General features: G+C 64.3%; 24 protein-coding genes. 8 read left to right on the plus strand and 16 right to left on the minus strand.

The window, feature by feature from the left end; genetic code table 11:
* Positions 1-299 precede the first annotated feature (299 nt).
* Complete coding sequence (locus EV686_RS17720) at positions 300-1,205, plus strand: pilus assembly protein (RefSeq protein WP_132478296.1); 906 nt, start codon at positions 300-302, stop codon at positions 1,203-1,205.
* A gap of 201 nt (positions 1,206-1,406) precedes the next feature.
* Here EV686_RS17720 and EV686_RS17725 read toward each other — a convergent pair whose 3' ends face one another.
* From EV686_RS17725 to EV686_RS17765, 9 genes are all read right to left on the minus strand, one after another.
* On the minus strand, positions 1,407-2,180 hold the full coding sequence (locus EV686_RS17725; protein WP_132478297.1) for an NRDE family protein: 774 nt from the start codon (positions 2,178-2,180) through the stop codon (positions 1,407-1,409).
* A gap of 51 nt (positions 2,181-2,231) precedes the next feature.
* Positions 2,232-3,428 carry an enoyl-ACP reductase FabV gene (gene fabV, locus EV686_RS17730; RefSeq protein ID WP_132478298.1) on the minus strand — a complete coding sequence of 399 codons (1,197 nt, stop codon included), beginning with the start codon at positions 3,426-3,428 and terminating at the stop codon, positions 2,232-2,234.
* Between the two features lie 82 nt (positions 3,429-3,510).
* The gene (gene ftsB / locus EV686_RS17735) at positions 3,511-3,840 is read right to left on the minus strand and encodes a cell division protein FtsB (RefSeq protein WP_132478299.1); all 330 of its coding nucleotides are present in this window, start codon (positions 3,838-3,840) and stop codon (positions 3,511-3,513) included.
* Between the two features lie 51 nt (positions 3,841-3,891).
* A complete protein-coding gene (gene eno, locus EV686_RS17740; RefSeq protein ID WP_132478300.1) occupies positions 3,892-5,178 on the minus strand; it encodes a phosphopyruvate hydratase in 1,287 nt (428 codons plus the stop codon).
* Between the two features lie 208 nt (positions 5,179-5,386).
* Positions 5,387-6,226 carry a 3-deoxy-8-phosphooctulonate synthase gene (gene kdsA, locus EV686_RS17745; protein ID WP_132478301.1) on the minus strand — a complete coding sequence of 280 codons (840 nt, stop codon included), beginning with the start codon at positions 6,224-6,226 and terminating at the stop codon, positions 5,387-5,389.
* Between the two features lie 88 nt (positions 6,227-6,314).
* The gene (locus EV686_RS17750; RefSeq protein ID WP_132478302.1) at positions 6,315-7,973 is read right to left on the minus strand and encodes a CTP synthase; all 1,659 of its coding nucleotides are present in this window, start codon (positions 7,971-7,973) and stop codon (positions 6,315-6,317) included.
* Positions 7,974-8,022: 49 nt separating this feature from the next.
* Positions 8,023-9,816, minus strand: coding sequence for an aminopeptidase P family protein (locus tag EV686_RS17755; protein WP_279389505.1), 1,794 nt, complete (start codon positions 9,814-9,816; stop codon positions 8,023-8,025).
* A gap of 7 nt (positions 9,817-9,823) precedes the next feature.
* Positions 9,824-10,477 carry a 3-oxoacid CoA-transferase subunit B gene (locus EV686_RS17760; protein WP_132478304.1) on the minus strand — a complete coding sequence of 218 codons (654 nt, stop codon included), beginning with the start codon at positions 10,475-10,477 and terminating at the stop codon, positions 9,824-9,826.
* A 13-nt stretch (positions 10,478-10,490) separates the two neighbouring features.
* A complete protein-coding gene (locus EV686_RS17765) occupies positions 10,491-11,189 on the minus strand; it encodes a CoA transferase subunit A (RefSeq protein ID WP_132478305.1) in 699 nt (232 codons plus the stop codon).
* Positions 11,190-11,461: 272 nt separating this feature from the next.
* On the opposite strand from EV686_RS17765, the gene EV686_RS17770 reads away from it, so the two are divergent.
* Positions 11,462-13,108, plus strand: coding sequence for an electron transfer flavoprotein-ubiquinone oxidoreductase (locus tag EV686_RS17770; RefSeq protein ID WP_165972679.1), 1,647 nt, complete (start codon positions 11,462-11,464; stop codon positions 13,106-13,108).
* A gap of 20 nt (positions 13,109-13,128) precedes the next feature.
* Here the strand turns inward: EV686_RS17770 and EV686_RS17775 are convergent, their stop codons facing one another.
* The 3 genes from EV686_RS17775 to EV686_RS17785 are packed head-to-tail and all read right to left on the minus strand — an operon-like array spanning position 13,129 to position 15,784.
* Positions 13,129-14,034: a DMT family transporter gene (locus tag EV686_RS17775; RefSeq protein WP_132478306.1), complete on the minus strand. Its 906-nt coding sequence runs from the start codon at positions 14,032-14,034 to the stop codon at positions 13,129-13,131.
* Entirely contained in the window at positions 14,031-15,377 is a 1,347-nt protein-coding gene (locus tag EV686_RS17780; protein ID WP_132478307.1) for an MFS transporter, read from the minus strand. The genes EV686_RS17775 and EV686_RS17780 overlap by 4 nt, the downstream gene beginning before the upstream one ends.
* The gene (locus tag EV686_RS17785) at positions 15,377-15,784 is read right to left on the minus strand and encodes a heme-binding protein (protein ID WP_132478308.1); all 408 of its coding nucleotides are present in this window, start codon (positions 15,782-15,784) and stop codon (positions 15,377-15,379) included. The genes EV686_RS17780 and EV686_RS17785 overlap by 1 nt, the downstream gene beginning before the upstream one ends.
* 227 nt (positions 15,785-16,011) lie before the next feature.
* Here EV686_RS17785 and EV686_RS17790 point away from each other — a divergent pair, with 227 nt between their 5' ends.
* On the plus strand, positions 16,012-16,674 hold the full coding sequence (locus EV686_RS17790) for a C40 family peptidase (RefSeq protein ID WP_132478309.1): 663 nt from the start codon (positions 16,012-16,014) through the stop codon (positions 16,672-16,674).
* Positions 16,675-16,764: 90 nt separating this feature from the next.
* Here the strand turns inward: EV686_RS17790 and EV686_RS17795 are convergent, their stop codons facing one another.
* The 3 genes from EV686_RS17795 to lptF all read right to left on the minus strand — a co-directional run bounded on the left by EV686_RS17795 (position 16,765) and on the right by lptF (position 19,554).
* Complete coding sequence (locus tag EV686_RS17795; protein ID WP_243650948.1) at positions 16,765-17,175, minus strand: DUF2325 domain-containing protein; 411 nt, start codon at positions 17,173-17,175, stop codon at positions 16,765-16,767.
* 186 nt (positions 17,176-17,361) lie between these two features.
* Positions 17,362-18,318 (minus strand): CysB family HTH-type transcriptional regulator, encoded by a 957-nt coding sequence (locus tag EV686_RS17800; protein ID WP_132478310.1) that lies wholly within the window; start codon positions 18,316-18,318, stop codon positions 17,362-17,364.
* A gap of 111 nt (positions 18,319-18,429) precedes the next feature.
* Complete coding sequence (gene lptF / locus EV686_RS17805; protein ID WP_132478311.1) at positions 18,430-19,554, minus strand: LPS export ABC transporter permease LptF; 1,125 nt, start codon at positions 19,552-19,554, stop codon at positions 18,430-18,432.
* Between the two features lie 114 nt (positions 19,555-19,668).
* Between lptF and EV686_RS17810 the strand changes: the two genes are divergently transcribed.
* From EV686_RS17810 to EV686_RS17820, 3 genes are all read left to right on the plus strand, one after another.
* Entirely contained in the window at positions 19,669-21,183 is a 1,515-nt protein-coding gene (locus tag EV686_RS17810; RefSeq protein WP_132478312.1) for a leucyl aminopeptidase, read from the plus strand.
* A gap of 25 nt (positions 21,184-21,208) precedes the next feature.
* Positions 21,209-21,712, plus strand: coding sequence for a DNA polymerase III subunit chi (locus EV686_RS17815; protein WP_132478313.1), 504 nt, complete (start codon positions 21,209-21,211; stop codon positions 21,710-21,712).
* A 125-nt stretch (positions 21,713-21,837) separates the two neighbouring features.
* Entirely contained in the window at positions 21,838-22,542 is a 705-nt protein-coding gene (locus EV686_RS17820) for a Bax inhibitor-1/YccA family protein (protein WP_132478314.1), read from the plus strand.
* A gap of 138 nt (positions 22,543-22,680) precedes the next feature.
* Here the strand turns inward: EV686_RS17820 and EV686_RS17825 are convergent, their stop codons facing one another.
* Positions 22,681-23,298, minus strand: coding sequence for an exopolysaccharide biosynthesis protein (locus EV686_RS17825; RefSeq protein WP_132478315.1), 618 nt, complete (start codon positions 23,296-23,298; stop codon positions 22,681-22,683).
* Between the two features lie 279 nt (positions 23,299-23,577).
* Here EV686_RS17825 and EV686_RS17830 point away from each other — a divergent pair, with 279 nt between their 5' ends.
* Both EV686_RS17830 and EV686_RS17835 read left to right on the plus strand, forming a co-directional pair.
* Entirely contained in the window at positions 23,578-23,841 is a 264-nt protein-coding gene (locus EV686_RS17830; RefSeq protein ID WP_132478316.1) for a type B 50S ribosomal protein L31, read from the plus strand.
* A 135-nt stretch (positions 23,842-23,976) separates the two neighbouring features.
* Complete coding sequence (locus EV686_RS17835; protein ID WP_132478317.1) at positions 23,977-25,731, plus strand: ArnT family glycosyltransferase; 1,755 nt, start codon at positions 23,977-23,979, stop codon at positions 25,729-25,731.
* Positions 25,732-25,747 lie beyond the last annotated feature (16 nt).

The following is a 25,747-nucleotide window of genomic DNA, read 5'->3' on the forward strand; positions in this document are numbered from 1 at the left end:
CGTTGTGATGTCCTGTTCGCCATGCTGCGCGATGGCGCTTTATATCAACCTCAACCTATCCCTAATCCTTGACAAGGAACATAGGGGCACCCCCCGCCAAGAAGCAAACCCCGATCTTCAGGCCGGGATCCCTCGGCCATTTCCTCCAGGCAGGGATAAACACAAGCTCCCGGGGATATTCCCGTCCTTGCGCAGTTTCCACAATCGACGCGGCCCCGGCTCGGCGGCATACTCGTGCCATGCCCCTGCCGCCATCCAACGCCCCGTGTTCTCCGTACCGCCCGCAGCAGGGCGGCGCCATGAGCGAGTTCCTGCCGATGGCCATTCTCGTCTTCCTGCTGGGGCTCGGCGGTCTGGAAACCGCCTGGTGGCTGTTCACCCGCCAGGCGGTCAGCCTGGCCCTGCTGGAAGCCGCCCGCGCAGGCAGCACGCAGCATGCCAGCCCACAGGCCATTGCGGCAGCCTTTGAAACAGGCCTGCGTCCCTTGCATGCCGGCGCGGGCGCAAATGCCGCCGCCCGCCTTCAGGCGAGCCTGCAACGGCATCGCAGTCAAACCGGCGGGCCGCCATGGCGCATCGAGATCCTGCAGCCGGACGCGGGCAGCTTCCGCCAGTATGGATCGCCGAACCTGCCTCTTGCCAAGAGCACGGGCATGCCGGCCATCGACAACGATTACCAGTACGAACAATATCGTTTGAATCCCGTTGTCCCGCCGGACGGCCCCACCATCTACCAGGCCAACACGCTCAGCCTGCGGCTGACCTACCTGCACCGCCCCCTGCTGCCCGGCATCGCCGTCCTGCTGCGATCCATCCGCTCGGAAACCGGCGGCTACGCCGACGAGGCCATGCGCCACGGCCTGTTGCCCATGATGCGCTACCTGCAGCTCGGCATGGAGTCCCATCCGCTGCGGTGGCCCGGGCTGCCGGACGGACGCGTCGTCATGGGCGCGGCAAAGCTGCCACCGGCCGCCGAGGCTAAGCCGCCCGCCTTTTCCTGTTCCGGCGGCTGGTGCCTGCAACCCCAGCAAGCGATTACGGACCCAACTCCTGGCGGACCGGATTCCGGCGGTTCCAGCCCCACGCCTCCCCTCCCGGATGAGCAGGCGCCATTGCCTGGCGGCCACGGCACGGAGCCATCCACTCCGCCGGGCGAGCCTCTTCCCGGGGAGGATGAGTTCCCCGTGTGCGAAACAGGCATGTGAAGAAGGGCCCCCACGCTGCGCCTTCGGCTTGCGCTCCACCTCGCGGCCTGCATGCCGCTCGGATTCGCCAGGCACGGGACAGTCCGCAGAGGACTGTCCTGTGTCCGGGCTCATCCCCAAGGGGGCGTTTTTACCTTGGGGCGGCCGCGGTAAAAAGGGCCTCACATCTCGCCCGCTACGCAGACTCCCTGCCCTCTTTCATCAGCGCTCGCGCAGGAACTCCCAGCGGCTTTCTCCCTCCACCGCGCCGCCCGGTCCGAAGCGCCTCTCGCTCATGCGAATCCTGCCGTCCGCATGCACGGCAATCACAGTGGAACAACGGGTGCCATAGTGTTCGCCGGCGATGAAGATGGGTGACAGCAGGCGTTCGCGCTCCAATCCCACCCCTGTGTCGGGCAAGGCGTCGTCCGGGGCCGGCGTGCGGTCGGCCAGCAGGTCCAGCAACCCGCCCGCATCCGGCTGGCCGCCTTGCCGCAGCATGTGTCCGACCTCCTGGCGCAGGCGCAAGAGCTTGGGCCACGCCGTGTCCAGCAATCGATTGGACAGTCCGTACAGGCCGGAGTCGAGCAGCCTGGCCGGCTCGCCGGAACGGTTGGCGGCAAGGGCGCAAGTGGAGGCATCGCCGACGATGAGATTGAAGCCGTTGTAGCGGCCTCCCGACTCGAGCACAGCCCGGGCATGATCGAGAGGCGCATCCCCGCCTGCAAGGTAGTCCAGCACCAGCGCACCGCGGCTGGGCGCGTCGGGAACGACGTGCGCCGGATCGCGGTAGTTGGTGATAAGACCGTAGCGGCCCTGCCGCGTGATGCCCAGCCAGGTGCCGCCGGCGGCGAGATCCCTGCCGGCATAGATGCCCGGCGGATCCTCCCAGGGCCGAACCGGGGCGCTGGGGCGCGCATGGTACTCGTCGCGATTGGCGACGATCAGCAGAGGCAGGTCGGGGCGCGTATTCAGCGCAAGAACGGCGAGACACATGGCAAGGCTGGGGCTATCATGAAGCGAGGCCTCCCGCGCGAAGCCGGCCGATCAGACCTGGACCAGGCCGGGAATGCTTACCTCGGCAGACACATCCGCATCATAGTCCACGCCTTCCATGGCGAAGCCGAACAGACGCAGGAATTCCGTCTTGTAGCCGATGTAATCGGTTTTTTCGCGGAAGTTATCGGTATCGATCGTATCCCACAGCGCTTCGACCTGCTTCTGGATGGCGGGATCCAGTTCGCACTGGTCCACGCGCATCCTGCCCTCGTCGTCCAGTATCGGCGTATCGCTGCAAAGACTGTCGCGATACAGCGCGTATACCTGTTCGATGCAGCCCTCGTGCGTGCCCCGCTCCTTCATCAGCCTGAACAGCAGCGAAAGGTACAGCGGCATGATGGGCAGCGCGGCGCTGGCCTGCGTCACCACTGCCTTCAACACGGAAACACGCGCGTCACCGCCCAGCTTCGCCAGGCTGGCGCGGATTTCCAGCACCTTGCGGTCGAGATCCTTCTTGGCCGCACCGATGGTGCCGTCCCAATAGACACCGTGCGTGATCTCGTCCCCGATATAGGTGAAAGCCGTCGTGGTCGCCCCTTCCGCCAGCACGCCGGCCTGCAGCAAGGCATCGACCCACATCTGCCAATCCTCGCCGCCCATGACGGCAACCGTATCGGCGATTTCTTTCTCGGTCGCCGGCTCCAGCAAGGTGTGGCGGATTATTTCCTTGTCGGTATCCAGCCCACGCAGGTTGATGCTCTGGCCGATGGGCTTGAGCACGGAAGAGAAAAGCTCTCCTGTGTGCGGATGCAGGCGCCGGGGCGATGCCAGGCTGTAGACCACCTGGTCCACCTGTCCCAGGTCGGCCTTGATCATCTCGATCGTGCGCGCCTTCACCGCATCGGAGAAAGCGTCGCCATTGATATTGCCCGCATAGCGGCCCGCCTCATTGGCAAGCCTGGTGAAGGCCGCGCTGTTGTACCAGCCCGCCGTGCCTGGCTTGCTTCCTTCGCCCGGCCGCTCGAAGAACACGCCCAGCGTATCGGCGCCGCAGCCGAAAGTGGCGGTAATCCTGGCCGCCAGGCCGTAGCCTGTAGAGGCGCCGATCACGAGCACGCGCTTGGGGCGGTCCGCAACGTCCCCCTGCTTGCGCACATAGGCGATCTGTTCCCTGACATTGGCTTCGCAACCCGCGGGATGCGCTGTCACACAAATGAATCCGCGTACGCGGGGCTTGATGATCATGGTGCTTTCTCGGATATTGGAATGATGGACGTCCGACGGCCGGATGCCGTTCATGCGGCATGGGTTTCGTATCTTTGTATCGTCAACGTCCGGGACGCCTGTGCGGCTGCTGCACCGGCCGCAGTTGCGGCTCCGGCTCGCCCGGCTCCAGGAACTGGACGAAGATTTCCCCTTCTTTCAGCATGCCCATTTCGCCCCGGGCGCGTTCTTCCAGCGCCTGCGTGCCGGAGCGCAGATCCTGCACCTCGGCTTGCAGCGCGGCATTGCGCGCCATCAGGGCCTGGTTGGTTTCCTGCTGCGCCACCTGCATCGCCTGCAGTTCGCGCACACGCAACCAGCCGCCCTTGCCCCACCATAGCGGATACTGGAGCATCAGCGTCAGCAATGTCAGAGCAAGGAAGAGCAGGCGCATGGGAAACGGTACTCATGCGCCCGGCCGCAAGGACCGGGCGCAACAATGGGATTACCGCAGATTGTAGAAGGCATCGCGGCCGGGGTAGGACGCGACTTCGGACAGTTCTTCTTCGATGCGCAGCAACTGGTTGTACTTCGCCATGCGGTCCGAACGCGACAGGGAACCTGTCTTGATCTGCATCGCGTTGGTCGCCACGGCGATGTCGGCAATGGTGGAGTCTTCGGTTTCGCCCGAACGATGCGAAATGACGGCGGTATATCCGGCGCGCTTGGCCATCTCGATGGCGGCGAAGGTTTCCGTCAGGGTGCCGATCTGGTTGATCTTGATAAGGATGGAGTTGGCGATGCCTTCGTCGATGCCGCGCTTCAGGATCTTGGTGTTGGTCACGAACAGGTCGTCGCCCACCAGTTGCACCTTGCGGCCGAGCTGTTCGGACAGGATCTTCCAGCCGGCCCAGTCGTCCTCGGCCATGCCGTCCTCGATGGAGATGATGGGATACTTGTCGCACCATGCCGACAGCAGGTTGGCGAAGTCGGCCGAGCTCAGGCTGATGCCGCCCTCTCCGGCCAGGTGGTACTTGCCGTCGCGGTAGAACTCGGAACTGGCGCAATCCAGGCCCAGGGCGACCTGCGAGCCGGCCTCGTAGCCGGCATCCTCGATAGCCTGCAGAATCAACTGGATGGCCGCTTCGTGGTTGGCCAGGTTGGGCGCAAAGCCGCCTTCATCGCCCACGGCCGTGGACATGCCCTGGTCGTGGATGCGCTTCTTCAGCGCATGGAAGATCTCGGCGCCGATGCGCAGGGCTTCGCGGAAGCTGTTCGCTCCCACCGGCAGGATCATGAATTCCTGCAGGTCCAGCATATTGTTGGCATGCGCGCCGCCATTGATCACGTTCATCATGGGAACCGGCATCTGCAGGGGGCCGCTGCCGCCGAAATAGCGGTACAGGGACAGGCCGCAGTCATCAGCCGCGGCGCGGGCCACGGCCATGCTGGCCGCCAGCATGGCATTGGCGCCCAGGCGGCTCTTGTCTTCGGTGCCGTCCAGGTCGATCAGGGTGCGGTCGACGAACGTCTGCTCCTGCGCATCCAGGCCGTTGAGCGCCTCGGAAATTTCCGTATTCAGGTTCTCGACGGCGCGCAGCACGCCCTTGCCCAGATAGCGCGATTTGTCGCCATCGCGCAATTCGATGGCTTCGCGCGTGCCGGTAGAGGCGCCCGAAGGCACCGATGCGCGGCCCATGGCGCCGGATTCCAGCAGCACGTCGCACTCGACTGTGGGGTTGCCGCGAGAATCCAGAATTTCACGCCCGATGATATCTACAATTGCACTCATGATATTGGTTGTCCTGCCTGAAAGGATGGTTGTCTTCCCGCGAAACCGGCCCGGAATGCGCTGCCTCCGTATCGGTTCCGGCCTCTGATTCAGCCGCCGGGGCCTGGCGCCCGACAGCGCCAAATCCATGACGATAAACCGGGATTGTACCTGCGCCGGCCCAGGTTATGGACGGTACGCGGTAACGAAATAAAAAGTAAAAAACCGCTTATACCCAGCCGCCCTGCTTCACGCACTGATCAATGGCCTGCAGCGATGTCAACAGCCTGCGCATTTCATGCAGCGGCACCGCATTGGGCCCATCGGAGAGCGCCTGCGCCGGATCGGGATGGGTTTCCATGAACAGGCCCGCCACGCCGACGGCGACCGCCGCGCGCGCCAGCACCGGCACGAACTCGCGCTGCCCGCCGGAACTGGTCCCCTGCCCGCCCGGCAGCTGCACCGAATGCGTGGCGTCGAACACCACCGGACATCCGGTTTCGCGCATGATGGCCAGCGAACGCATGTCGGACACCAGGTTGTTGTAGCCGAACGAAGCGCCGCGCTCACACACCATGATGTTGGAGCCGTCGCCGCCCGCCTGCACGGCGGCGGCCTTCGCCTTGGCGACCACCTGCGTCATGTCGTGCGGAGCGAGGAACTGGCCTTTCTTGATGTTGACCGGCTTCAGCGTGGCCGCGCAGGCATGGATGAAATCGGTCTGGCGGCACAGGAAGGCGGGAGTCTGCAACACATCGACGACCTGCGCCACGGCATCTACCTGCTCGACCGTATGCACGTCGGTAAGCACAGGCACCTTCAGCGTGCTGCGCACGTCCGCCAGGATCTGCAGTCCCTCGTCCTGCCCCGGGCCGCGATAGGAGCCGCCCGAACTGCGGTTGGCCTTGTCGAAGGAGCTCTTGTAGATGAAGGGGATGCCCAGTTCATCCGTCAGCTCTTTCAGGACGCCGGCGGTATCGAACGCCATCTGGCGGGACTCGATCACGCAAGGCCCTGCAATCAGGAAGAACGGATGATCCAGTCCCGCCTCAAAACCGCATAGATGCATGAGTATGCTCCTTGTATTGCATTGCTTCGAAGGCGCTGCGCCGGACGATGCCCGCCCCTGCCGCCCGGGCGGGCATCATGTCTCCGGATCAGGCCTTGCCGGCCTTCGCCGCCTTTTCCTGGGCCTCGATCGCCGCCTTGATGTAGCTGGTGAACAGCGGATGGCCGTTGCGCGGCGTGGAAGTGAATTCAGGGTGGAACTGCACGCCCATGAACCAGGGGTGATCGGGCAGCTCCATGATTTCCGGCAGGTTTTCGGTGGGCGTGCGGGCGCTGATGACCATGCCGGCGTCTTCCAGGCGCTTGGCATAGACATTGTTCACTTCGTAGCGGTGGCGATGGCGCTCGTTGACCTCGCTGCCGTAGATGGAATAGGCGCGCGTGCCCGGCGTCACCGGGCAGCGCTGCGCGCCCTTGCGCATGGTGCCGCCCAGGTCGGAATCGGCGTCGCGGCGTTCGACCTTGCCTTCGCGGTCCTGCCATTCGCTGATCAGGGCGACCACGGGATGCGGCGCGGAGGGATCGAATTCCGTGCTGTTGGCGCCGCCCAGCCCGGCCACGTGGCGGGCGAATTCGACCACGGCCAGTTGCATGCCCAGGCAGATGCCCAGGTAAGGCACCCCGTTTTCGCGGGCATAGCGGATGGCGGCGATCTTGCCTTCGGTGCCGCGCTTGCCGAAGCCGCCAGGCACCAGGATGGCGTCCAGACCCTTCAGGCCGTCCGTGCCTTCTTTCTCGAGCACCTCGGAATCCAGGTATTCGACGACGACGCGGGAGTTCGTGTGAATGCCGGCATGCACCAGCGCCTCGGTCAGCGATTTGTAGGATTCGGTAAGATCGACATATTTGCCCACCATGCCGATGCGCACTTCGTGCCTGGGGTTCTCGATGGCATGCACCAGGCGATCCCATACCGCCAGATCAGCCGGCGGCGGCGTCAGGTTCAGCGCATCGCAGATCAGGCTGTCGACACCCTGTTTGTGCAGCATGGAAGGAATCTTGTAGATGGAGTCGGCATCCCAGACGGAAATGACGGCATCCAGCGGCACATTGGAGAACATCGAGATCTTGGCGCGCTCGTCGTCGGGGATGGGACGGTCGGCGCGGCACAGCAGCACGGTCGGATAGATGCCGATCTCGCGCAGCTTCTGCACGGAGTGCTGCGTGGGCTTGGTCTTGAGCTCGCCGGCGGACGGGATGAATGGCACCAGCGTCAGGTGCACGAACGCCGCATTGTTGCGGCCCAGGCGCAGGCTCATCTGGCGCGCGGCCTCCAGGAAAGGCAGCGATTCGATATCGCCCACGGTGCCGCCGATCTCGACGATGGCCACGTCGGTCTGCTCGCCCCACGCCGCCTTGGCGCCGCGCGCGACGAAGTCCTGGATCTCGTTGGTGATGTGCGGAATGACCTGGACGGTCTTGCCCAGGTAGTCACCGCGGCGTTCTTTGCGCAGGACCGATTCGTAGATCTGGCCCGTGGTGAAGTTGTTCACCTTGCGCATGGGGGTGGAGACGAAGCGCTCGTAGTGGCCAAGATCGAGATCGGTTTCCGCGCCGTCCTCGGTGACGAAGACCTCGCCGTGCTGGAAGGGACTCATGGTGCCCGGATCCACGTTGATGTAGGGATCCAGCTTCAGCATGGTCACGCGCAGGCCGCGGGATTCGAGAATGGCCGCCAGGGAAGCGGCCGCAATGCCTTTACCGAGAGAGGATACGACCCCGCCGGTCACAAATACGTACTTGGTCATTGATGCAAGCCCGTGGCTAGCGGGCCCAGTGGGAAATTGGAATTATAGATCATCGGATCGGCGCTGTGCGCTCCGACAGCCAGCGCAGCGCATTTCCTTCGAGCAGCGGTTCCAGCCTTTTCCTGACTTCCGCATGATAGGCGTTGAGCCACGCGCGCTCCGCATCCGTCAGCAATGACGTTTCGATACAACGCGTGTCGATCGGGCACAGCGTCAGCGTCTCGAAGGCCAGGAACTGGCCGAACTCCGTCTCCCGCTCGACACGCGCGGCCACCAGGTTTTCGATGCGCACGCCCCACTTCCCGTCGCGATAGAGCCCGGGCTCGTTGGAGGTGATCATGCCCGCGCGCATGGCGGTATTGGGCAGGTTGGCCGAGCGGTGCGAAATCGACTGCGGCCCCTCGTGCACGTTCATGAAATAACCGACGCCGTGTCCGGTGCCATGGCCGTAATCGGCCCCGGCCGCCCAGATCGGCGCTCTTGCAACGGCATCGAGCGCGCCCGACGAAATGCCCTCGGGGAACACCAGCCCGGACAGCGCAATCATGCCCTTGAGCACGGCGGCGCAGTCCTTGCGCTGCTCGTCCGTCGGATGGCCGATGGCCACCATGCGCGTGATGTCCGTCGTGCCGCCCAGGTACTGCCCGCCGGAATCGATCAGCAGCAGGCCGTCGCCCTCGATCATCGCATGCGCGGCCGGCGTCGCATGGTAATGCGGCATGGCGGCATTGGCATTGAACGCGGCGATCGTGCCGAAGCTCGGGCAGACGAAGCCCGGACGCCGAGCGCGCGCCGCGGTCAGGTGCTCGTCCACCGCCAGCTCCGTCATGCCGCCGGCCGGCTGCGCCTGCTCGAACCAGGCGAAGAATTCGCACAGGGCCGCGCCGTCCTGTTCCATGGCCTGGCGCACGTTCTGCAGTTCCTGCTCCGTCTTGCGCGACTTCAGCAATTGCGAAGGATTGATGGCCTCGACCCTCGTCAAGCCTTCGCCCGCCTCCAGCGCCCCGTGCGTTACTCTCGCGGGATCCACCAGCAGGGTGGACGGCCGGGGGAGCGCGGCCAGCGCCGCACCGGCATCGGCGTAATCGCACACGACGACGCCATCCTGCGCCAGTCGCCCGGACAGCCCGGCATCCAGCTTGCCTTGCGCGATGAACAGTCGGGCCTCGTCCCGCCCGAGCAGCAGATGCGCCAGGAACACCGGGTTGTAATCCACGTCGCTGCCGCGCAGGTTCAGCAGCCATGCGATATCGTCCAGCGCCGACAACCAGTGCCAGTCGGCGCCGTGTCCAGCCATGGCCTGCCTGACCTCGGCCAGGTTGTCCCGGCGCGTGCGGCAGGCATGGGGAGGCAGGTGCTCGGCCACCGGCGCGCGGGGGGCAGGCGGACGGTCCCGCCAGATGGCGTCGGCGAGGTCATGCCGCGTATCCAGCGCCAGCCCCGGCGCCTCGAACGCCTGCAGCCATTGCGCATGCGTGGCCAGCGCCAGCGTATGCCCGTCGACACCCACGGTCTGCCCGCGCTGCAGATTCTGCGCCAGCCAGGCCGATACGCCGGGAACGTCGGGATGGCCGGCGCGCATCAGCGCAATGCCCGTGCCATCGAGGTCACCCTGGGCCTGCACCCAGTAGCGGCTGTCGGTCCACAGCCCGGCGAATGACGCCGTCACTACCAATGTGCCGGCCGAGCCGCCGAAGCCGCTAAGCCACTCGCGGAACGCCCATCGGTCCGGCAGGTATTCGGACAGATGGGGATCGGCCGACAGGACGACATAAGCGTCCAGCCCGGCCTCTTTCATGGCGGCGCGCAACCGCCCGATACGCGCCACCGCTTGCGCCGCCAATGTCATCTCATGCAACCGCGGATACGTCCAGCTTTGCCCCGGTCTTGGCCTTGATCTCGTCCAGCGATACGCCATCGGCCAGTTCCAGCACCTTCAGCCCGTTCTCGCCGACCTCGAACACGCCCAGGTCAGTGATGATCAGGTCCACGACGCCGATGCCGGTCAGCGGCAGCGTGCATTCCGGCAGCAGCTTGATGTCTTCCGTACCGTCCTTCTTTTTGGCCACGTGCTCCATCAGCACCACCACCTTGCCCACGCCGGCCACCAGGTCCATTGCGCCGCCCATGCCCTTGACCATCTTGCCGGGAATCATCCAGTTGGCGAGGTCGCCCTTCTCGGACACCTGCATGGCGCCCAGGATGGCCAGGTTGATCTTGCCGCCGCGGATCATGGCGAACGAGTCCGCCGAGGAGAAGAAAGAAGAGCCCGGCAGCGTAGTCACGGTCTGCTTGCCTGCATTGATGAGATCGGGATCGATTTCGTCTTCGGTCGGGAAAGGGCCGATGCCCAGCAGCCCGTTTTCGGACTGCAGCCAGACCTCCACGCCTGCCGGCACATGATTGGCCACCAGCGTCGGCAGCCCGATCCCCAGGTTGACGTAGAAGCCGTCCTGCAGTTCCCGCGCCGCGCGCGCGGCCATTTGGTCACGATTCCATGCCATGTTTCTTGTCTCCTCAGGCGTTGCGGATGGTGCGCTGTTCGATGCGCTTTTCAGGCGAGGCATTCAGCACGATGCGATGCACATAGATGCCGGGCAGATGGATCTGATCGGGATCCAGTTCGCCGACCTCCACGATATTCTCGACCTCGACGATCGTGACCTTGCCTGCCATCGCCACGTTCGGGTTGAAGTTGCGCGCCGTCTTGCGGAAGATCAGGTTACCGCTGCGATCGGCGGTATGAGCCTTGACCAACGATACGTCCGGCGTCAGGGAACGCTCCAGCACGTATGTCTCGCCATCGAATTCCCGCACTTCCTTGCCTTCGGCCACGATCGTGCCGACGCCGGTGCGCGTGAAGAACGCCGGAATGCCGGCGCCGCCGGCGCGCAGCTTTTCCGCCAGCGTTCCCTGGGGAGTGAATTCGAGCTCGAGTTCTCCGCTCAGGTACTGGCGCTCGAATTCCTTGTTTTCGCCGACGTAAGAGGAGATCATCTTGCGCACCTGGCGCGTCTGCAACAGCAGGCCCAGGCCGAAGCCGTCGACGCCCGCATTGTTGCTGACGCAGGTCAGATCGCGGACGCCGGAATCGCGCAGGGCGGCGATCAATGCCTCCGGAATGCCGCACAGCCCGAACCCGCCCACGCCGATCATCTGCCCGTCGGCCACCACTCCCTCAAGCGCGCTGGCCGCGCTTGCATAGACTTTATCCATACATCACCCTTTTTTGAATCGCTGCTGTCTCTGGTCGGCCGCATGCATGCTCCTCCGGCATGCGCCAAGGATAATCATACGGAATTTTCCCCGGGCCCGCAGCGCAGCCGCGCTGCGGTCTGATCCACATCAATCCGCAGATCCGCGCGGCACGGAAGAGCGGACTCCATTACAATTATTCGTTATATCCTGCCGGGGCAAGGCCGGGCTTTCGGCCGCCCCCGCAGTCCATCAATAAAACATGACCAGAGCAAGATAAGGGGATTTCATTCATGTCAGAACGCGAATCCATGGAATATGATGTCGTCATCGTCGGCGGCGGTCCGGCCGGGCTTTCCTGTGCGATACGCCTGAAGCAGCTGGCGGCGGACAACAATCGCGACATCGGTGTTTGCGTGCTGGAAAAAGGCGCGGAAATCGGCGCCCACATCCTTTCCGGCGCGGTCATGGACCCCATCGCCCTGAATGAACTGATCCCCGACTGGAAGGAAAAAGGCGCGCCGCTGAACACGCCCGTTTCCGAAGACCGCTTCCTGTTCCTGACCGAGAAAGGCGCCCGCGGCACCCCGAACTGGCTGCTGCCCGCCTGTTTCCACAACAAAGGCAACTACATCGTCCGCCTGGGCGACGTGACCCGCTGGCTGGGCGAACAGGCGGAAAGCCTGGGCGTGGACATATTCCCCGGGTTTGCCGCGGCCGAAGTCCTGTACACGGAAGACGGCGCGGTTGCGGGCGTGGCCACGGGCGACATGGGCGTGGCGCGCGATGGCACGCACACTCCGCACTATCAGCCCGGCATGGAGCTGCGCGCCCGCTACACCATCTTCGCCGAAGGCGCGCGCGGCCATCTGGGCCGCCAGCTCATTGCGCGCTACCGCCTCGACGAAGGGCGCAATCCGCAAAGCTACGCCATCGGCCTCAAAGAGCTGTGGGAAGTCGATCCCGCCCAGTCCCATCCTGGCCTGGTCATGCACACCGCGGGATGGCCGCTGGATTCCGATACCTACGGAGGCTCCTTCCTGTACCACCTGAACGACAACCTGGTCATGGTCGGCCTGGTCGTCGGCCTGGACTACGCCAACCCCTGGCTGTCCCCATTCGAGGAATTCCAGCGCTACAAGACGCACCCCGCCATCCGCACCACGTTCCAGGGCGGAAAGCGCATCGCCTACGGCGCGCGCGCGCTGACCGCCGGCGGCCTGCTGTCGCTGCCCAAGATGACCTTCCCGGGCGGCGCGCTGGTAGGCTGCGAAGCCGGCACGCTGAACGCCTCGCGCATCAAGGGAAGCCATGCGGCCATCAAGACAGGCAGCCTGGCGGCGGAAGCTGCCTTCGAGGCATTGGCCGCCGAACGCAGCCACGACGAACTGACCGCCTATACGTCGGCCTTCGAGACCTCCTGGCTGCACGACGAACTGTACAAGTCGCGCAACTTCAAGCAGTGGTTCAAGAAAGGACGCACCATCGGCACGGTAATGACCTTTGTCGAGCAGGCCCTGTTCAAGGGCAAGGCGCCCTGGACGCTGCGCCACAACAAGCCCGACCATGCCAGCCTGCAGCCGGCCGCCGAATGCCCCCGCATCGACTACCCGAAGCCCGACGGCAAGCTGACCTTCGACCGCCTGAGCTCGGTCTTCATCTCGAATACCAACCACGAAGAAGACCAGCCCGTGCACCTGACGCTGAAGGACGCCTCCGTCCCCGTCAAGGTCAACCTGGCGCAATACGGCGGCCCCGAGACGCGGTATTGCCCTGCCGGCGTCTACGAATTCGTCAAGGATGAAACCGGCTCAGACTGCCTGCAGATCAATGCGCAGAATTGCGTGCACTGCAAGACCTGCGACATCAAGGATCCCACGCAGAACATCATCTGGATCGCGCCGCAAGGCGGAGAAGGCCCGGTCTACAACGGCATGTGATCACCGCCGGCCGGGCCGCACTACGCTTTCACGGTCGCGCGGCCCTTGCCTTGTCGTACGGGCATGGTTACAACCAGCAGCCCGGCCATGATCAGGGCGATGCCGCCCCACTCCAGCCACGAAGGAAACTCGTCCAGCCAGAACCACGCCTGCAGCAGCACCAGCGCAGGCACCAGCAGGCTGGACATGCCCGCGATGCTCGCGCTGACGCGCTGCACCACGCTCATCCACAACAGCCAGCCGACCGCCGTGGCCATAATGGTCATGTACGCCATCCCGAAATAAAGCTGCGGCGCCCAGACGGTTTCCTGCTGCGGGAAGATCCATATCAACGGCAGGCAAAACAGGCCGCCCAGCAGCATCTGCCAGGCAGTCAGCCCCATGACATCCACCTTGTGCTTCTGCAGCGTGCGCTTGGAAATCACCACGCCCAGCCCCCAGCAGAACCCGGACGCCAGCGCGGCGACCGAGCTTTCCATTCCCCCCAGCCCTTGCCACGGCGCAATGATTGCCAGCAGCCCCACGGCGCAGACCGCCAGGCCGCAGAGGAACCTGGCCGTTATTTTTTCGCCCAGCAACAGCCAGGCGAACAGGCCGACCCAGAACGGCATGGTGTAGGCCAGCATGACGACATGGCCCGCCCCGCCGGAAATCAGCGCATACTGTGACAGGCACTGGAACCCCGCCATCTGGGCCAGCGCGCCGCCTGCCGTCAGCCAGAATGGCGGAAAGCGCATGGACCGGCCCATCATCAGCGTGATGGGCGCCACCAGCACGAACGCGAGCAGATAGCGCAGCGCCACCAGGGTGAACGGGCCGATGTAGTGCGCCATCTGCTTCATCACGACCCAGTTGCTGCTCCAGATCAATACCGTGGCCACCAGCAGCCCCAGCGCCACGCGATCCAGTCCCGAATGCTTCGTCATCTCTCGTTTCCTGCCTCCTGCCCGCCCGCCAGGCGCGCCTGCGCGCCGCGCGTGAAATCCAGCCGCCGCAGCACATGCCCGCCGGCCACGAAAAACAGCCCCGTACACAGCAGCGCCAGCTTGTGGTTGCCGCCGGACGCCCAGGTGATGAGCCCATAGCTCAGCGGCCCGACAACCGCCGCCAGTTGCGTGGCGAATGTCCACAGAGAATAGAACTCCGCCAGCCGGTCGGCGGGCGCCAGCGCGCCGACCATCGCCCTGCCCGCGCTCTGGCTGGTTCCCATGCAGAGACCGGCCACGGTCGCCGCCACCCAGAACAGCCTCGGCCCGGTCGCGACATAGGCCAGAAGGACCATCAGGATCCAGCCCGCCAGGGTGACGCCCAGCGCCGTCTTGTGTCCGATGCGATCCTGCGCATGGCCGAACAGCAAGGCTCCGACAGCCGCCGCGATGTTCACGGTGAAGATGAGCATCATGGTCTGGGCCATAGTGAAGCCCATTGCCTGACTGGCATAGACCGCCGAAAGCGTGATGACGACCGAAATGCCCGAATGGTAGAGCGCGCCGCAAAGCAGCAGCAGCCGGAAATCGGGGAAGCGCAGCCGCGTTTCGCGCCAGGCCTCTCCAAGGCGGGCCAGCATGCCCGCCGGCCTGCGCCCGGAGGCGACGCTGCGCTCGCGCAGGAACAGGAAGGAAGGGATGGCCGCCAGGGCGAACAGCGCGGCGGTCAGCACGACGATATGAGGGACGAACTCATACGCCTGCATGCCCTGGGCCTCCGACCTGACGGCCAGCCATAGCGACAGCCCCAGCGCCAGCATGCCGCCGAAATAGCCAAAACCCCAGCCCCAGCCGGATACGCGGCCCAGCGCCCGCGGCCGTGCCAGTTCCGGCAGGAAGGCGGCGATGACGGACTCCCCCACGCAATACGCATAGTTGGACAAAGCCAGAAGCAGCATGCCCCAGACAATGTCGCCCGGTCCGGTAAACGACAGCAGCAGCGTGGCTCCGACGCAGGCCAGCGTGCTGGTGAACAGCAGGCGTCGCTTCGCCGCCCCGGCATCGGCGCGCGCCCCGAGCCACGGCATGCTCAGCATGACCAGCAGATAGGAAACCGAGAGCGCAAAAGTGAATGCCAGTGTCGCCCAGCTCTTGCCCTCGGCCACCACCGCCACGAAATAGGAACTGAATACCGTGGTCAGGATGACCGTGGTATAGCCCGAATTGGCGAAGTCATACATGGCCCAGGCCCAGACCTCCCGGCGCGACACGCCCGGCCGCAAGGCGGACTTCAAGCCCGCGCCGGATTCCGCCGAGTCGTCAGGCCCGGACCCGTGCCGCATCAGGCGCCCAGGGCGGCAATGCCGGCGCGGGCGACTTCCGCGTCCTCATTGGGCTTGACGCCCGAAACGCCCACGGCCCCGATGACCTGTCCGTCGACCACGACGGGAACGCCGCCTTCGAGCATGCCCTGGATGGCCGGAGCGGTGACGAATGCCGTGCGCCCCTGGTTGATCATATCCTCGAAGCCCTTGGTTTCCCTGCGGCCCAGCGCTGCGGCATGCGCCTTTGCCGGAGCAATGTGGGAAGTGAGAGGCGCGGCGCCGTCCAGCCTGATCAGGCCCAGCAGATGGCCGCCGTCATCAGCGACGGCAATGGCAACCGCCAGATTATTCGTTTCGGCATGGCGCTTGGCCGCCTCCAGCATGCGCTGCGCATCGGACAGGCTCAGGACCGGTTTTGTTTTCATGAAAGACTTCCCCCTCTTTGAATGACAAACAGCCCGCAAAAGCGCAGGCCGATTCCGAATCATGCCACATTTACCCGACATCTTGTCAAAACGTTAGTCTCTGTTAAAATCGGGAGAGTTCCTTTTTTTACGTCATCCACACCGGGTCAGGCCATGCCCCGGTGGTCGGCTGTTATCAACAGTCGGCAAACGCCCGTGACACGTTGCCAACCCGAAAACATCCGATCATGCCGCCCCAGCACGCCGCGCCTATTGCCATCCACCCGCCCAGTCACTCCCTCCGGTCACGCCTGCCCGCAATCCTGGGCCTTGCCGCCGCCCTGTTCCTGACGGGCTGCGCCACCACCAGCCCCGACAGCAACTCCCTGCAGGCCATCCGCGACCGCCATCTGTCCGACATACGCTCGGATCCGCTGGGCGCCTACCTGGAACGCAACTACAAATATCCGCGCACCAGCAATCTCGCATTCCTCGAAACCGACAACGCCGACAGCAAGGCGCTGGCCAGCACTGCGCTGGACTATCTCGGCATCAAGTACCGCTATGGCGGCAACACGCCCAACACCGGTTTCGACTGCAGCGGCCTGGTCGCCTATGCCGCGGAAAAATCCCTGGGCCTGAAGCTGCCCCGCCGCTCGGCCGAACTGGCCGGCATCGGCACATCTGTCAAGCGCGCCGAACTGAAGGAAGGCGACCTGGTCTTCTTCAATACTCTCGGCCGTCGCTTCTCTCATGTAGGCATCTACCTGGGCGACAGCATGTTCGTGCACGCTCCGCGCACCGGCGCCGTCGTGCGCATCGAAAGCATCGAGACCGCCTACTGGAAAAAGCGCTACAACGGCGCCCGCCGCCTGGAAGCCGAGCACATCGCCGCCCTGATCCAGGACTGATCCCTCCAGGCGCCGCCGCGCGGCTCCGGCAACGAAAACGGCTCCTGGAAAGGAGCCGTTTTCGTTTTCAACATGATCGCAGGAATATCGTCAATTGGCGTACGCCTTGTAGCCTTTGCGATTTCCTGCATTTCCTCCAACGAAATTGACGATCTTCAGATCGTTCTTTCCCTTTTTCGGGCACTGCTCCTGACAGATTTCGCAGTAGCCGCTTTGCGTCAGCGCCTGCTTCATGCTGCAGACGGAACGCCGGCAGGCCAGCACCTTGATTCCCGAGCGCTGCGCGGCCGCACGGAAGGTTTTCATGACGTTATGGCCGAGAAAGTCCGTCAGCAGGATCAGAAGGTCCGTGCCCGAGGGCAATTGCAGGGTTTTCTTCTGGTGCGAAGGATCCCGGCCGCTGATGTGATGCTTGATAGAGATATTGTGGCCTTTGAGCAGGTCCGGGATATTGCCTAGCCGGTCCGCTCCCACCACGACGGCACTGACGATTTGCGACATGTCGATTGACTCCGGTTGTGAGGATAGCTAACGATAATAATTCCTATTATCAAAGTCAATAGCATATCGGAAGAAATTACGACTTTTTATGTGTCTTTTTGCTGCCGAGGGTGGAGAAACGCGGGAACGGCAGGCGCGACACCGTGCCGCTCTGCATTCAAGAAGGAGGGATCCCGACACGCGGGTTCAGGCGTGATCGGGCTTCTGGGTGCGCTCCAGCGCATCGTCGACCACGTCCCTGGTCAGGCTGGGCGCCAGCATCTCCAGGAATACATAGACGTAGTCGCGCAGGAATACGCCAGACTTCAGCGCCACCCTGGTGATATGCGTGCCGAACAGATGGCCCACCGGCAATCCGACCAGCCCCTTATCGCGCCTGGGATCGAACGCCATGCCCGCGATGATGCCGATGCCCAGGCCGACATCGACGTAGGTCTTGATCACGTCGGCGTCCAGCGCCTCGAGCACGATGTCCGGCGTGATGCCGTTGGCGGCAAAGGCTTCGTCGATAGTGCAGCGCCCCGAGAACGCCCTGTCGTAGGTGACGATGGGATATTGCGCCAGTTGCTCCAGCGTCAGCCTGCGGGCCTCGCTGGAAGTCAGTTCGGCCAGCGGATGATCCGGCCGGATCACGATGGTGTGGTCCCACGAGTACACGGGCAGCGCCGCCAGGCCGGGCGTCAGCGCAAGCGTTTCGGTTGCGATGGCGACATCCGCCTGTTCGTGCAGCACCATCTTGGCCAGGTTGGGCGGGCTGCCCTCGGCCAGCGACACCCTCACCTTGGGAAACCGCGCCTTGAATGCGGGAATGACCCGCGGCAGCACGTACCTGGCCTGCGCGTGGGTGCAGCCGATCACCAGTCCGCCTTCGTCCTTGTGAGCGAACTCGTCACTGACCTTTTTGAGGTTGTCGATTTCCCTCGTGATGCGCTCGATGACCTGGGCAACGGCCAGTCCGGGCTTGGTCAGCCCCTTGATCCGCTTGCCGTGCCGCTCAAAGATCTTGATGCCCAGCTCATCCTCGAATTCGATGATGGCCTTGGACACCCCTGGCTGCGAGGTATACAGCGAGCGCGCCGCTTCGGTCAGGTTGAAATTGCGGCGTATGGTCTCGCGCACGAAGCGGAATTGCTGAAGGTTCATATCTAAGCCTCTGAAGATGAAGCCATTGTATAGTCATATAGAATACTCTTATTATGACTTTTAGAAATATGTATACACCTTCGGACCAACTTGCGCCCGCCTCCTCCGCGGTCAGGCCGGGCCTGGCGCCGGGTCCTGCTGTTCGCGCGGCTTGCGCACGCGCAAGCGCCGCCAGAACAGGAACGCCACCAGACCGGCGAAAAGGACGTGCACCAGCCAGACTCCCAGGTGGAACTCCAGCACCCCTGAACGGATCCAGCCGCGCGACAGATTGATCAGGTTCATGTACAGCAGCCCCACCAGCCCCGCAAGCAGGAAGTCTCCCGACTTGCCCAGGCGCGGATTCACCGCCCCTAGCGGAATGGCCAGCAATGCCAGGTTCAGCGCCGCCAGGGGCAGCGCCAGCCGCCACATGATCTGCGAGCGCGAATTGTCGTTGTCGTCCGTCAGCAGGTAGGAGGTGGGACGCGCCTTGATGCTGTTTTCCGCGCGCTGCCGGATGGACTCCGGAGAATTGTCGTCATTGCGGTTTTCCAGCCGTATGCCGTAGCTCTCGAAGTCGATCATGCGGAACTCGGCCTTGCCGGGCTTCAGGTCGTAGCGATGTCCGCTGGACAGCACCAGGAACCGGTCGCCGTTCTCCTGCGACTCGATGCGTGCGCTCTCCGCTGTTACTACGCTGAGCCACTCCTGGTCCTTGACCCGGGCTATCACCTTGCCCAGTTCGTCGTCCGCATTGGTCGGCTCTTCCGCGAAAAACACGCGGTTCCCGCCCTCGGTCTCGATGAACTGTCCCGCCGTCACCTTGGACAGGTCCGAGCGCTGCGCATAGCGTTCGCGGTATTCCTCTATCTGGCGATAGGCCCAGGGAGACGCCACCAAAGTCAGCACGGCGATCAGCGCGGCCACAGGCACGGCGCAGCGCAGCACGGGATTGAGCCAGTTCTTCAGCGACAGGCCGCTGGCGAACCAGACCACCATTTCCGATTCGCGGTAATTGCGCGTCACCGTGGCGAGCACGGCGATGAAAAGCGACACGGCCAGGATCACGGGCAAGGCGGTGATGCTGGAAAAAACAGCAAGCCCCAGCACGACATCCGCGCCGATATTTCCGCTTGCGGCCTGCCCCAGCAAGCGCACCAGCAGGACGCTGAGCCACACCACGATCAGCGTGGAAAACACCACGCCGCCATGGCTTGCCACTTCGGATACGACAGAACGCTTGAATAGAGACATGAGAGAATATGCGCGATAATGGAGCGCGATCCGCAAGCGGTTCGCAACCCTTTCATGGTGGCCGCGCCGGCAAAGCCGGCGAGACCACCCGTACAGCACTAACGGGAATTACGCATGGAATTTAGCACACAGACGAGCACCTCTTTGCATCAGGTGAAAACGGCAGCACTGGCCGTTGGTGTTTTCTCCGACGGAATCCTCACCCCGGCGGCCGACATCATCGACCAGGCCAGCCAGGGCGCCGTCCGCGCCGTCGTCAAATCCGAGTTCAGCAAGGCCAAGCCCGGTTCCCACCTGGTGCTGCGCAACCTCCCCGGCGTCACCGCCGCCCGCATTGTACTCACCGGGCTGGGCTCGCAGGCGGCCTACGGCCAGACCGCGCATATGTCGGCGGAGCAGGCCTTCGCCGCCTATGCCGTGCAGGCCGGTCTGAGCGAGGCCGTCAGCAGCCTCGCGGCCATCGACTACCCCGACTCCACCCTGCAGTCCCGGGCGCGCAATGCCGCCATCGCAGCAGGACGCGCCAGCTATCGCTACGACGCCACTTTCGGCAAGCCCGACAACGACGCGCGCCCCAAGCTGCGCAAGATCGCCCAATGGGCGGCCCGCAACCAGTCGGCCGAAATCCAGAAGGGCCTGCGCGAAGGCGGCGCCATCGCCAACGGCATGCACCTGACCCGCTTGCTGGGCGATCTGCCCGGCAACGTCTGCACCCCGACCTACCTGGCCTCCACCGCCCGCAAGCTGGCGCGCGAATTCAAGTCCCTGAAGGCTGAAATCCTCAACCGCAAGCAGATCGAAGCCCTGAAGATGGGCTCCTTCCTCTCGGTGGCCAAGGGCTCCGAAGAGCCGCCGGTCTTCATCGTGCTGCGCCACACGCCTGCGGCCCCGGCCAAGGGCCGCTCCTCCCGCAAGGCCCCCATCGTTCTCGTCGGCAAGGGCATCACCTTCGACTCCGGCGGCATTTCCATCAAGCCGGCCGCGACCATGGACGAAATGAAGTACGACATGTGCGGAGCCGCCACCGTGCTGGGCACGCTGCGGGCCGCCGCTGAACTGGAGCTCGACCGCGAAGTCATCGGCCTCATCCCGTCCTGCGAGAACCTGCCCAGCGGCAAGGCCAACAAGCCCGGGGACGTCGTCACCAGCATGGCGGGCAAGACCATCGAAATCCTCAACACCGACGCCGAAGGCCGCCTGGTGCTGTGCGACGCGCTGACCTACGCCGAACGCTTCAAGCCGGCCGCCGTCATCGACATCGCCACGCTGACGGGCGCCTGCATTGTCGCGCTCGGCCATGTCAATACAGGCCTGTTCAGCAAGGACGACGCCCTGGCCGACAGCCTGCTGCGCGCCGGCCGCGACACCGGCGATACCGCATGGCGCCTGCCGCTGGACGACGCCTACCAGGAGCAGCTGCGTTCCAATTTCGCCGATATCGCCAACATCGGCGGCCCTCCCGCCGGCTCCGTGACCGCGGCATGCTTCCTGTCGCGCTTCACCGAAGCCTATCCCTGGGCGCACCTGGACATCGCGGGCACCGCATGGCGCAGCGGCAAGGACAAGGGCGCCTCGGGCCGTCCGGTTCCCCTGCTGATGCGCTACCTGCTGGAACAGGCGCAGGCCTGATGCGGCCCGCCGCAGTATTTGCCCGATGACAGCATCGTCCGACACCGGCACAGGCATCAAGCCCGAGGGCGCGGCCACCCGCATCGATTTCGCCTTCGGAGCCCCGAACCGCCTGCGCACCGCCTGCCAGGTAGTGCACAGGCACTACCTGGCGGGGCGCAGCCTGCTCGTCTACGGCTGCAACGCCGAAACCCTGCAGGCGTTCGACCGGTTGCTGTGGTCGTTCGAGCCGACGGCATTCATTCCGCATGCGTTCGCCCCCGAGGCCGAGACGGGGCAAGCCTGCGTCGTCCTGTGCAGCTCCCCGCCTCTGGCCGAGGCGGAGCGCCTGTTTTCCGATCTGCCCTGGCTGATCAACCTGGATCTCGCCTGCCCGCCGGGATTCGAGCGGTTCGAGCGTATCCTGGAGATCGTCTCGTCCCAGCCGGAAGACCGCAATGCGGCGCGAGAGCGCTGGCGCCAGTATGTCGCCGCCGGCATTACGCCCAGGGCGCACGATCTGGCGGCATCGGGACGCAGCCGCGACTGAGCGCAAGCGCCTTCATCCCTGCTTTCGGATGGATCTTGCATGTTCAGCTTGTTGTCAGTTATTCTTTGACCATCCGGGCAAGGCGACGGGTTCCGCCTGCCTGCCGCAACCAAGAGGAAAACCACATGAGCAACTTCGAACACTCCTCCATGCCCTCCGGGTATGAGTCCAATGCCGGTGCCGTCGTACGTCATCGTGTATTGCGCAATACCTACTGGCTGCTGGCGCTGTCGCTCGTACCGACCGTGTTCGGCGCCCTCGTCGGCCTGAGCACCGGCATCAACAGCGTCATGGCCGCCAGCCCCGGCATGACGGCCATCCTGTTCCTGGCCGGCGCGTTCGGCCTGATGTTCCTGATCGAGCGAAACAAAAACAGCTCGCTGGGCGTCGCCCTGCTGCTGGCCTTCACCTTCTTCATGGGCATCATGCTGTCGCGCCTGCTGGGCTTCGTCCTGGGCATGGCCAACGGCGCCCAGCTGATCATGTTCGCCTTCGGCGGCACCGCCGCCGTGTTCGGCGTCATGGCCAGCGTCGCCACGACCAGCAAGCGCGACTTCACCGGCATGCAGAAGTTCCTGATCATGGGCGTGATCATCCTGATCGTCGCCTCGCTGGCCAACATCTGGCTGCAACTGCCGGCCCTGATGCTGACGGTCTCCGTCATGGCCATCGGCATCTTCTCGGCGTTGCTGCTGGTCGACCTGCAGCGCATCGTCAACGGCGGCGAGACCAACTACGTCAGCGCCACCCTGGCCGTCTACCTGGACGTCTACAACATTTTCGCCAACCTGCTGATGCTGCTCGGCATCTTCGGCGGCGATCGCGACTGACGCCGGAAAACGCCTGCCCTTCCCGCCGTGGCGCGAGGGCAGGCGGACAGAACAAAAAAACCTGGCATCCACCAGGTTTTTTTTCGTCTTCCTTTCTTCTCGACGCGCTTCTCCGAAACTCGCGCCGCCTGCCCTGCATCAGCCGAACAGCGCTCCGCCCGCCCTCCAGGCGCCGTAGATCAACACCGTGAAATAGACGACGGTCAATATGGTGCCGAGATAGCCCAGCAGCACGAACAGGCCGTCGCGCTGCAGCATGCCGATCGTCAGCAACAGGATGCCGACCGCGGGCGCGGTATTGGAAAACGGCACGAAGCCGAACGGCGCCATCAGCAATACGCCGCCGAACAGCAGCACCATGCCGTTGAAGCGCGCCATATGCCCGTCGCTCAGGAACAGTGCGCGGGGCTTTACCCAGGTATCGATGCGCGACACGATGCGCACCCCCTTGCGCAGGGCTGGCACGAGCGACGCCGTCGACAGTTCGCGGTCCAGGATGCGCTTCGGCATCCACGGCATGCGGTTCAGCGTCACCGCGATCGCCAGCAGCACGATGGCGGCGCCGAACACCGTGGACACGCCGGGAATGGATACGGGAATGAGGAAGGGCAGGGTAGCGACCGCGCACAGCATGAGCAGGCCCTGCTCTCCGATGGCGGCCATCAGTTCCCGCAGCGTCACGGTCTCGCCCTGGATTCCGTCGATCGTGCGCGTCAATGTCTCGCTCAGCGGTATGGTCGTATCGTGTAGCTGCATCCTGCTCCCCGGCCTGACGGTAAAAATCGCATGGTAACAGCTTCCGCCATGCCTGCGCCCGCCCGGAACCCGCCAGGCGCATTACACTATGGAAAGCCCGGCATTCGCAGGCGTGGTGAAGAACTCCGGCCTGAAGGCCGAAGCTTGCGCTTTGGCGCGTGGTCAAAGAACCACGCCAAGGCATTGTTTTCATGCTAGAATCGCAGGCTAACCTGGATACGTGGCTGAACATCGGGCTCAGCTGGCGACCCGCCATTCGAAAACCCACAGGACAACATCATGAAAGAAGGCATCCATCCCGAATACCGCGAAGTGGTCTTCCTGGATCAGCAGACCGGCTCGACGTTCATCTCGCGCTCGTCCCTGAACACGCGCGACACCATCGAACTCGACGGCAAGACCTACCCGCTGTTCAAGTGCGACGTGACATCCGAATCGCACCCCTTCTATACCGGCGCTCAAACGCGCATCGTCGAAACCGGCCGCGTCGAGAAGTTCCGCGCCCGTTTCGCACGCACCTCGGGCACCGTCAAGAAGGCGTAAGGCCCATGGCCCCCGGCGGGCCGCCATTCTCTTCGAATACGGTTTGCCTTCGGCATCCGGCAGCAAAAAGGCAGTCAGGCGACTGCCTTTTTCCTTTAACATACAGCCGTTTTCTCCCACTATTGCGCATCTGCCGTGTCACCTGATGTTTACCGTTCCACGCCAGCACGCCTGACGTCCATTGCCGCCCAGCGGCTGCCCCGCCCGATCCTGCTGCTGATCGGGCTCGTGTACATCATTGCCGGCCTGTATTTCCGCGACCCCTGGAAGGCCGACGACGTCATCGGGCTGGCCACCATGATGACCGCCCTGCAAAGCGACAACAATGCCTGGCTGCTGCCGCAGATCGGTTCCCTCGCCTATGCCCAGAACGGCCCGATGGTCACCTGGGCGGGCGCAATCTGCATCGTCGTCTTTTCTCCCCTGCTGTCGCTGTTCACCAGCCAGCTGGATGCCGCCATCATCGCCTCGCGCATCCCCAATCTCCTGTGGATGCTGATGATGTCGTGCTCCGTCTGGTATGGCGTCTATCTGCTCGGCCGCCGCCCCGAAGCGCAGCCGCTCGCCCTGCCGTTCGGCGGAGAGCCCCCTCCCCAGGATTATGGCCGCATCCTGGCAGATGCCGCCCTGCTGCTGCTGCTGGCCACGGTAGGCATCCTGCTGCGCATGCACGAGACCTCCAGCGTTCCCGCGATGCTGGCCTTCCAGGCGCTGGCGTTCTATGCCGTGACCCGCATGCTGGACCGGCCGCTGTCGGGCGCGCTGACGCTGGGACTCGCCCTGGCCTGCCTGTTCTTTACCCGCGGATGGCTGGGCCTGCTGCCCGCGCTCCTGGCGTCCCTCTGGCTGTTCCTCCCCCGCAATCCGCTGGCCTCGCGCCGCCGCTACCTGCCGCACGCGCTTATTTCCGCGGCGGCGCTCATGCTGGCCTGGTGGATTCCGGCCCGGCTGGCCGACACCTACTGGACCGACCAGTGGCTGTTCTGGCACACCAGTTCGATCTCCTGGCCGTCTCTCGGCGTCATCGCCAGCCTGCTGCGCGATCTGCCCTGGTTCCTGTGGCCCACCTGGCCGTTCGCCTTGCTGGCCCTGTGGCGCTGGCGCGACTGGATGTCCGCGCCGCATATCCGGATTCCTCTGGCATTCCTGCTGCTCCCCTTGCTGCTCATGCTGTTCCTGGCGGATGTATTCGAGCCGGAATACAGTATGCTCGTCATCCCCAGCGCACTGCTGGCCGCCTTTGCCCTGCCCACGCTCAGGCGCGGCATCATCAATTCGCTGGACTGGTTCTCCGTCATGTGCTTCTCGCTGGCCATCGCTACCGTATGGCTGGGATGGATAGCACTGCACAGCGGATGGCCGCACCAGATTTCGGAGAACATCGCGCTCCAGACCCGCGGCTACGAAGCTGTCATCTCCTGGCCAGCGCTGTTCATCGCCGCGATCGGCACCCTGTTCTGGGTCGGCCTCGTGCGCTGGCGCCTGCATACTCACCCCGCCGCGCTCTGGCGCGGCACCATCCTGTCCTCCGGCGGGCTCATCGCCACCTGGTTGCTGCTGGCCTCGCTGTGGATGCCCGCAATCGACTACGCGCGCAGCTACCGCGACGTTTCCTTCCAGATGAAAGAAGCCCTGCAGCAGCACGTGAGGCCGGGAGAATGCGTGCGTCCGCTGATGCTGGGCCTTGGCCAACGCGCGTCGCTCTATGTATTCCAGGGCATTGAATTCAGTTTTTCCAGCGACTGCAGCCTGATTCTCCAGCAAGTGTCCCCGCGCGCGCTGGAAGACGGCACGGCGCCCTATTCCGACCAGTCCGAGCATGTGCTCTGGGAAGGCAAGCGCGCGCCGGATCGCCACGAAATGTTCCGCCTGCTGCGCCTGCGTCCATGAGCCTGCGACAAGCCGG

The organism is Paracandidimonas soli (assembly GCF_004342005.1).
GTDB lineage: Bacteria > Pseudomonadota > Gammaproteobacteria > Burkholderiales > Burkholderiaceae_B > Paracandidimonas > Paracandidimonas soli.

Coding starts and splice junctions, on each gene's coding strand:
- EV686_RS17815 (WP_132478313.1), top strand. CDS start 21,209: ATGACAGCATCGTCCGACACCGGCACAGGCATCAAGCCCGAGGGCGCG.
- EV686_RS17775 (WP_132478306.1), bottom strand. CDS start 14,034: ATGACGAAGCATTCGGGACTGGATCGCGTGGCGCTGGGGCTGCTGGTG.
- EV686_RS17760 (WP_132478304.1), bottom strand. CDS start 10,477: ATGGCATGGAATCGTGACCAAATGGCCGCGCGCGCGGCGCGGGAACTG.
- EV686_RS17830 (WP_132478316.1), top strand. CDS start 23,578: ATGAAAGAAGGCATCCATCCCGAATACCGCGAAGTGGTCTTCCTGGAT.
- EV686_RS17785 (WP_132478308.1), bottom strand. CDS start 15,784: ATGAAAACAAAACCGGTCCTGAGCCTGTCCGATGCGCAGCGCATGCTG.
- EV686_RS17770 (WP_165972679.1), top strand. CDS start 11,462: ATGTCAGAACGCGAATCCATGGAATATGATGTCGTCATCGTCGGCGGC.
- EV686_RS17800 (WP_132478310.1), bottom strand. CDS start 18,318: ATGAACCTTCAGCAATTCCGCTTCGTGCGCGAGACCATACGCCGCAAT.
- EV686_RS17720 (WP_132478296.1), top strand. CDS start 300: ATGAGCGAGTTCCTGCCGATGGCCATTCTCGTCTTCCTGCTGGGGCTC.
- EV686_RS17750 (WP_132478302.1), bottom strand. CDS start 7,973: ATGACCAAGTACGTATTTGTGACCGGCGGGGTCGTATCCTCTCTCGGT.
- EV686_RS17790 (WP_132478309.1), top strand. CDS start 16,012: ATGCCGCCCCAGCACGCCGCGCCTATTGCCATCCACCCGCCCAGTCAC.
- lptF (WP_132478311.1), bottom strand. CDS start 19,554: ATGTCTCTATTCAAGCGTTCTGTCGTATCCGAAGTGGCAAGCCATGGC.
- EV686_RS17795 (WP_243650948.1), bottom strand. CDS start 17,175: ATGTCGCAAATCGTCAGTGCCGTCGTGGTGGGAGCGGACCGGCTAGGC.
- EV686_RS17765 (WP_132478305.1), bottom strand. CDS start 11,189: ATGGATAAAGTCTATGCAAGCGCGGCCAGCGCGCTTGAGGGAGTGGTG.
- kdsA (WP_132478301.1), bottom strand. CDS start 6,226: ATGCATCTATGCGGTTTTGAGGCGGGACTGGATCATCCGTTCTTCCTG.
- EV686_RS17810 (WP_132478312.1), top strand. CDS start 19,669: ATGGAATTTAGCACACAGACGAGCACCTCTTTGCATCAGGTGAAAACG.
- EV686_RS17725 (WP_132478297.1), bottom strand. CDS start 2,180: ATGTGTCTCGCCGTTCTTGCGCTGAATACGCGCCCCGACCTGCCTCTG.
- EV686_RS17825 (WP_132478315.1), bottom strand. CDS start 23,298: ATGCAGCTACACGATACGACCATACCGCTGAGCGAGACATTGACGCGC.
- eno (WP_132478300.1), bottom strand. CDS start 5,178: ATGAGTGCAATTGTAGATATCATCGGGCGTGAAATTCTGGATTCTCGC.
- EV686_RS17820 (WP_132478314.1), top strand. CDS start 21,838: ATGAGCAACTTCGAACACTCCTCCATGCCCTCCGGGTATGAGTCCAAT.
- EV686_RS17780 (WP_132478307.1), bottom strand. CDS start 15,377: ATGCGGCACGGGTCCGGGCCTGACGACTCGGCGGAATCCGGCGCGGGC.
- ftsB (WP_132478299.1), bottom strand. CDS start 3,840: ATGCGCCTGCTCTTCCTTGCTCTGACATTGCTGACGCTGATGCTCCAG.
- fabV (WP_132478298.1), bottom strand. CDS start 3,428: ATGATCATCAAGCCCCGCGTACGCGGATTCATTTGTGTGACAGCGCAT.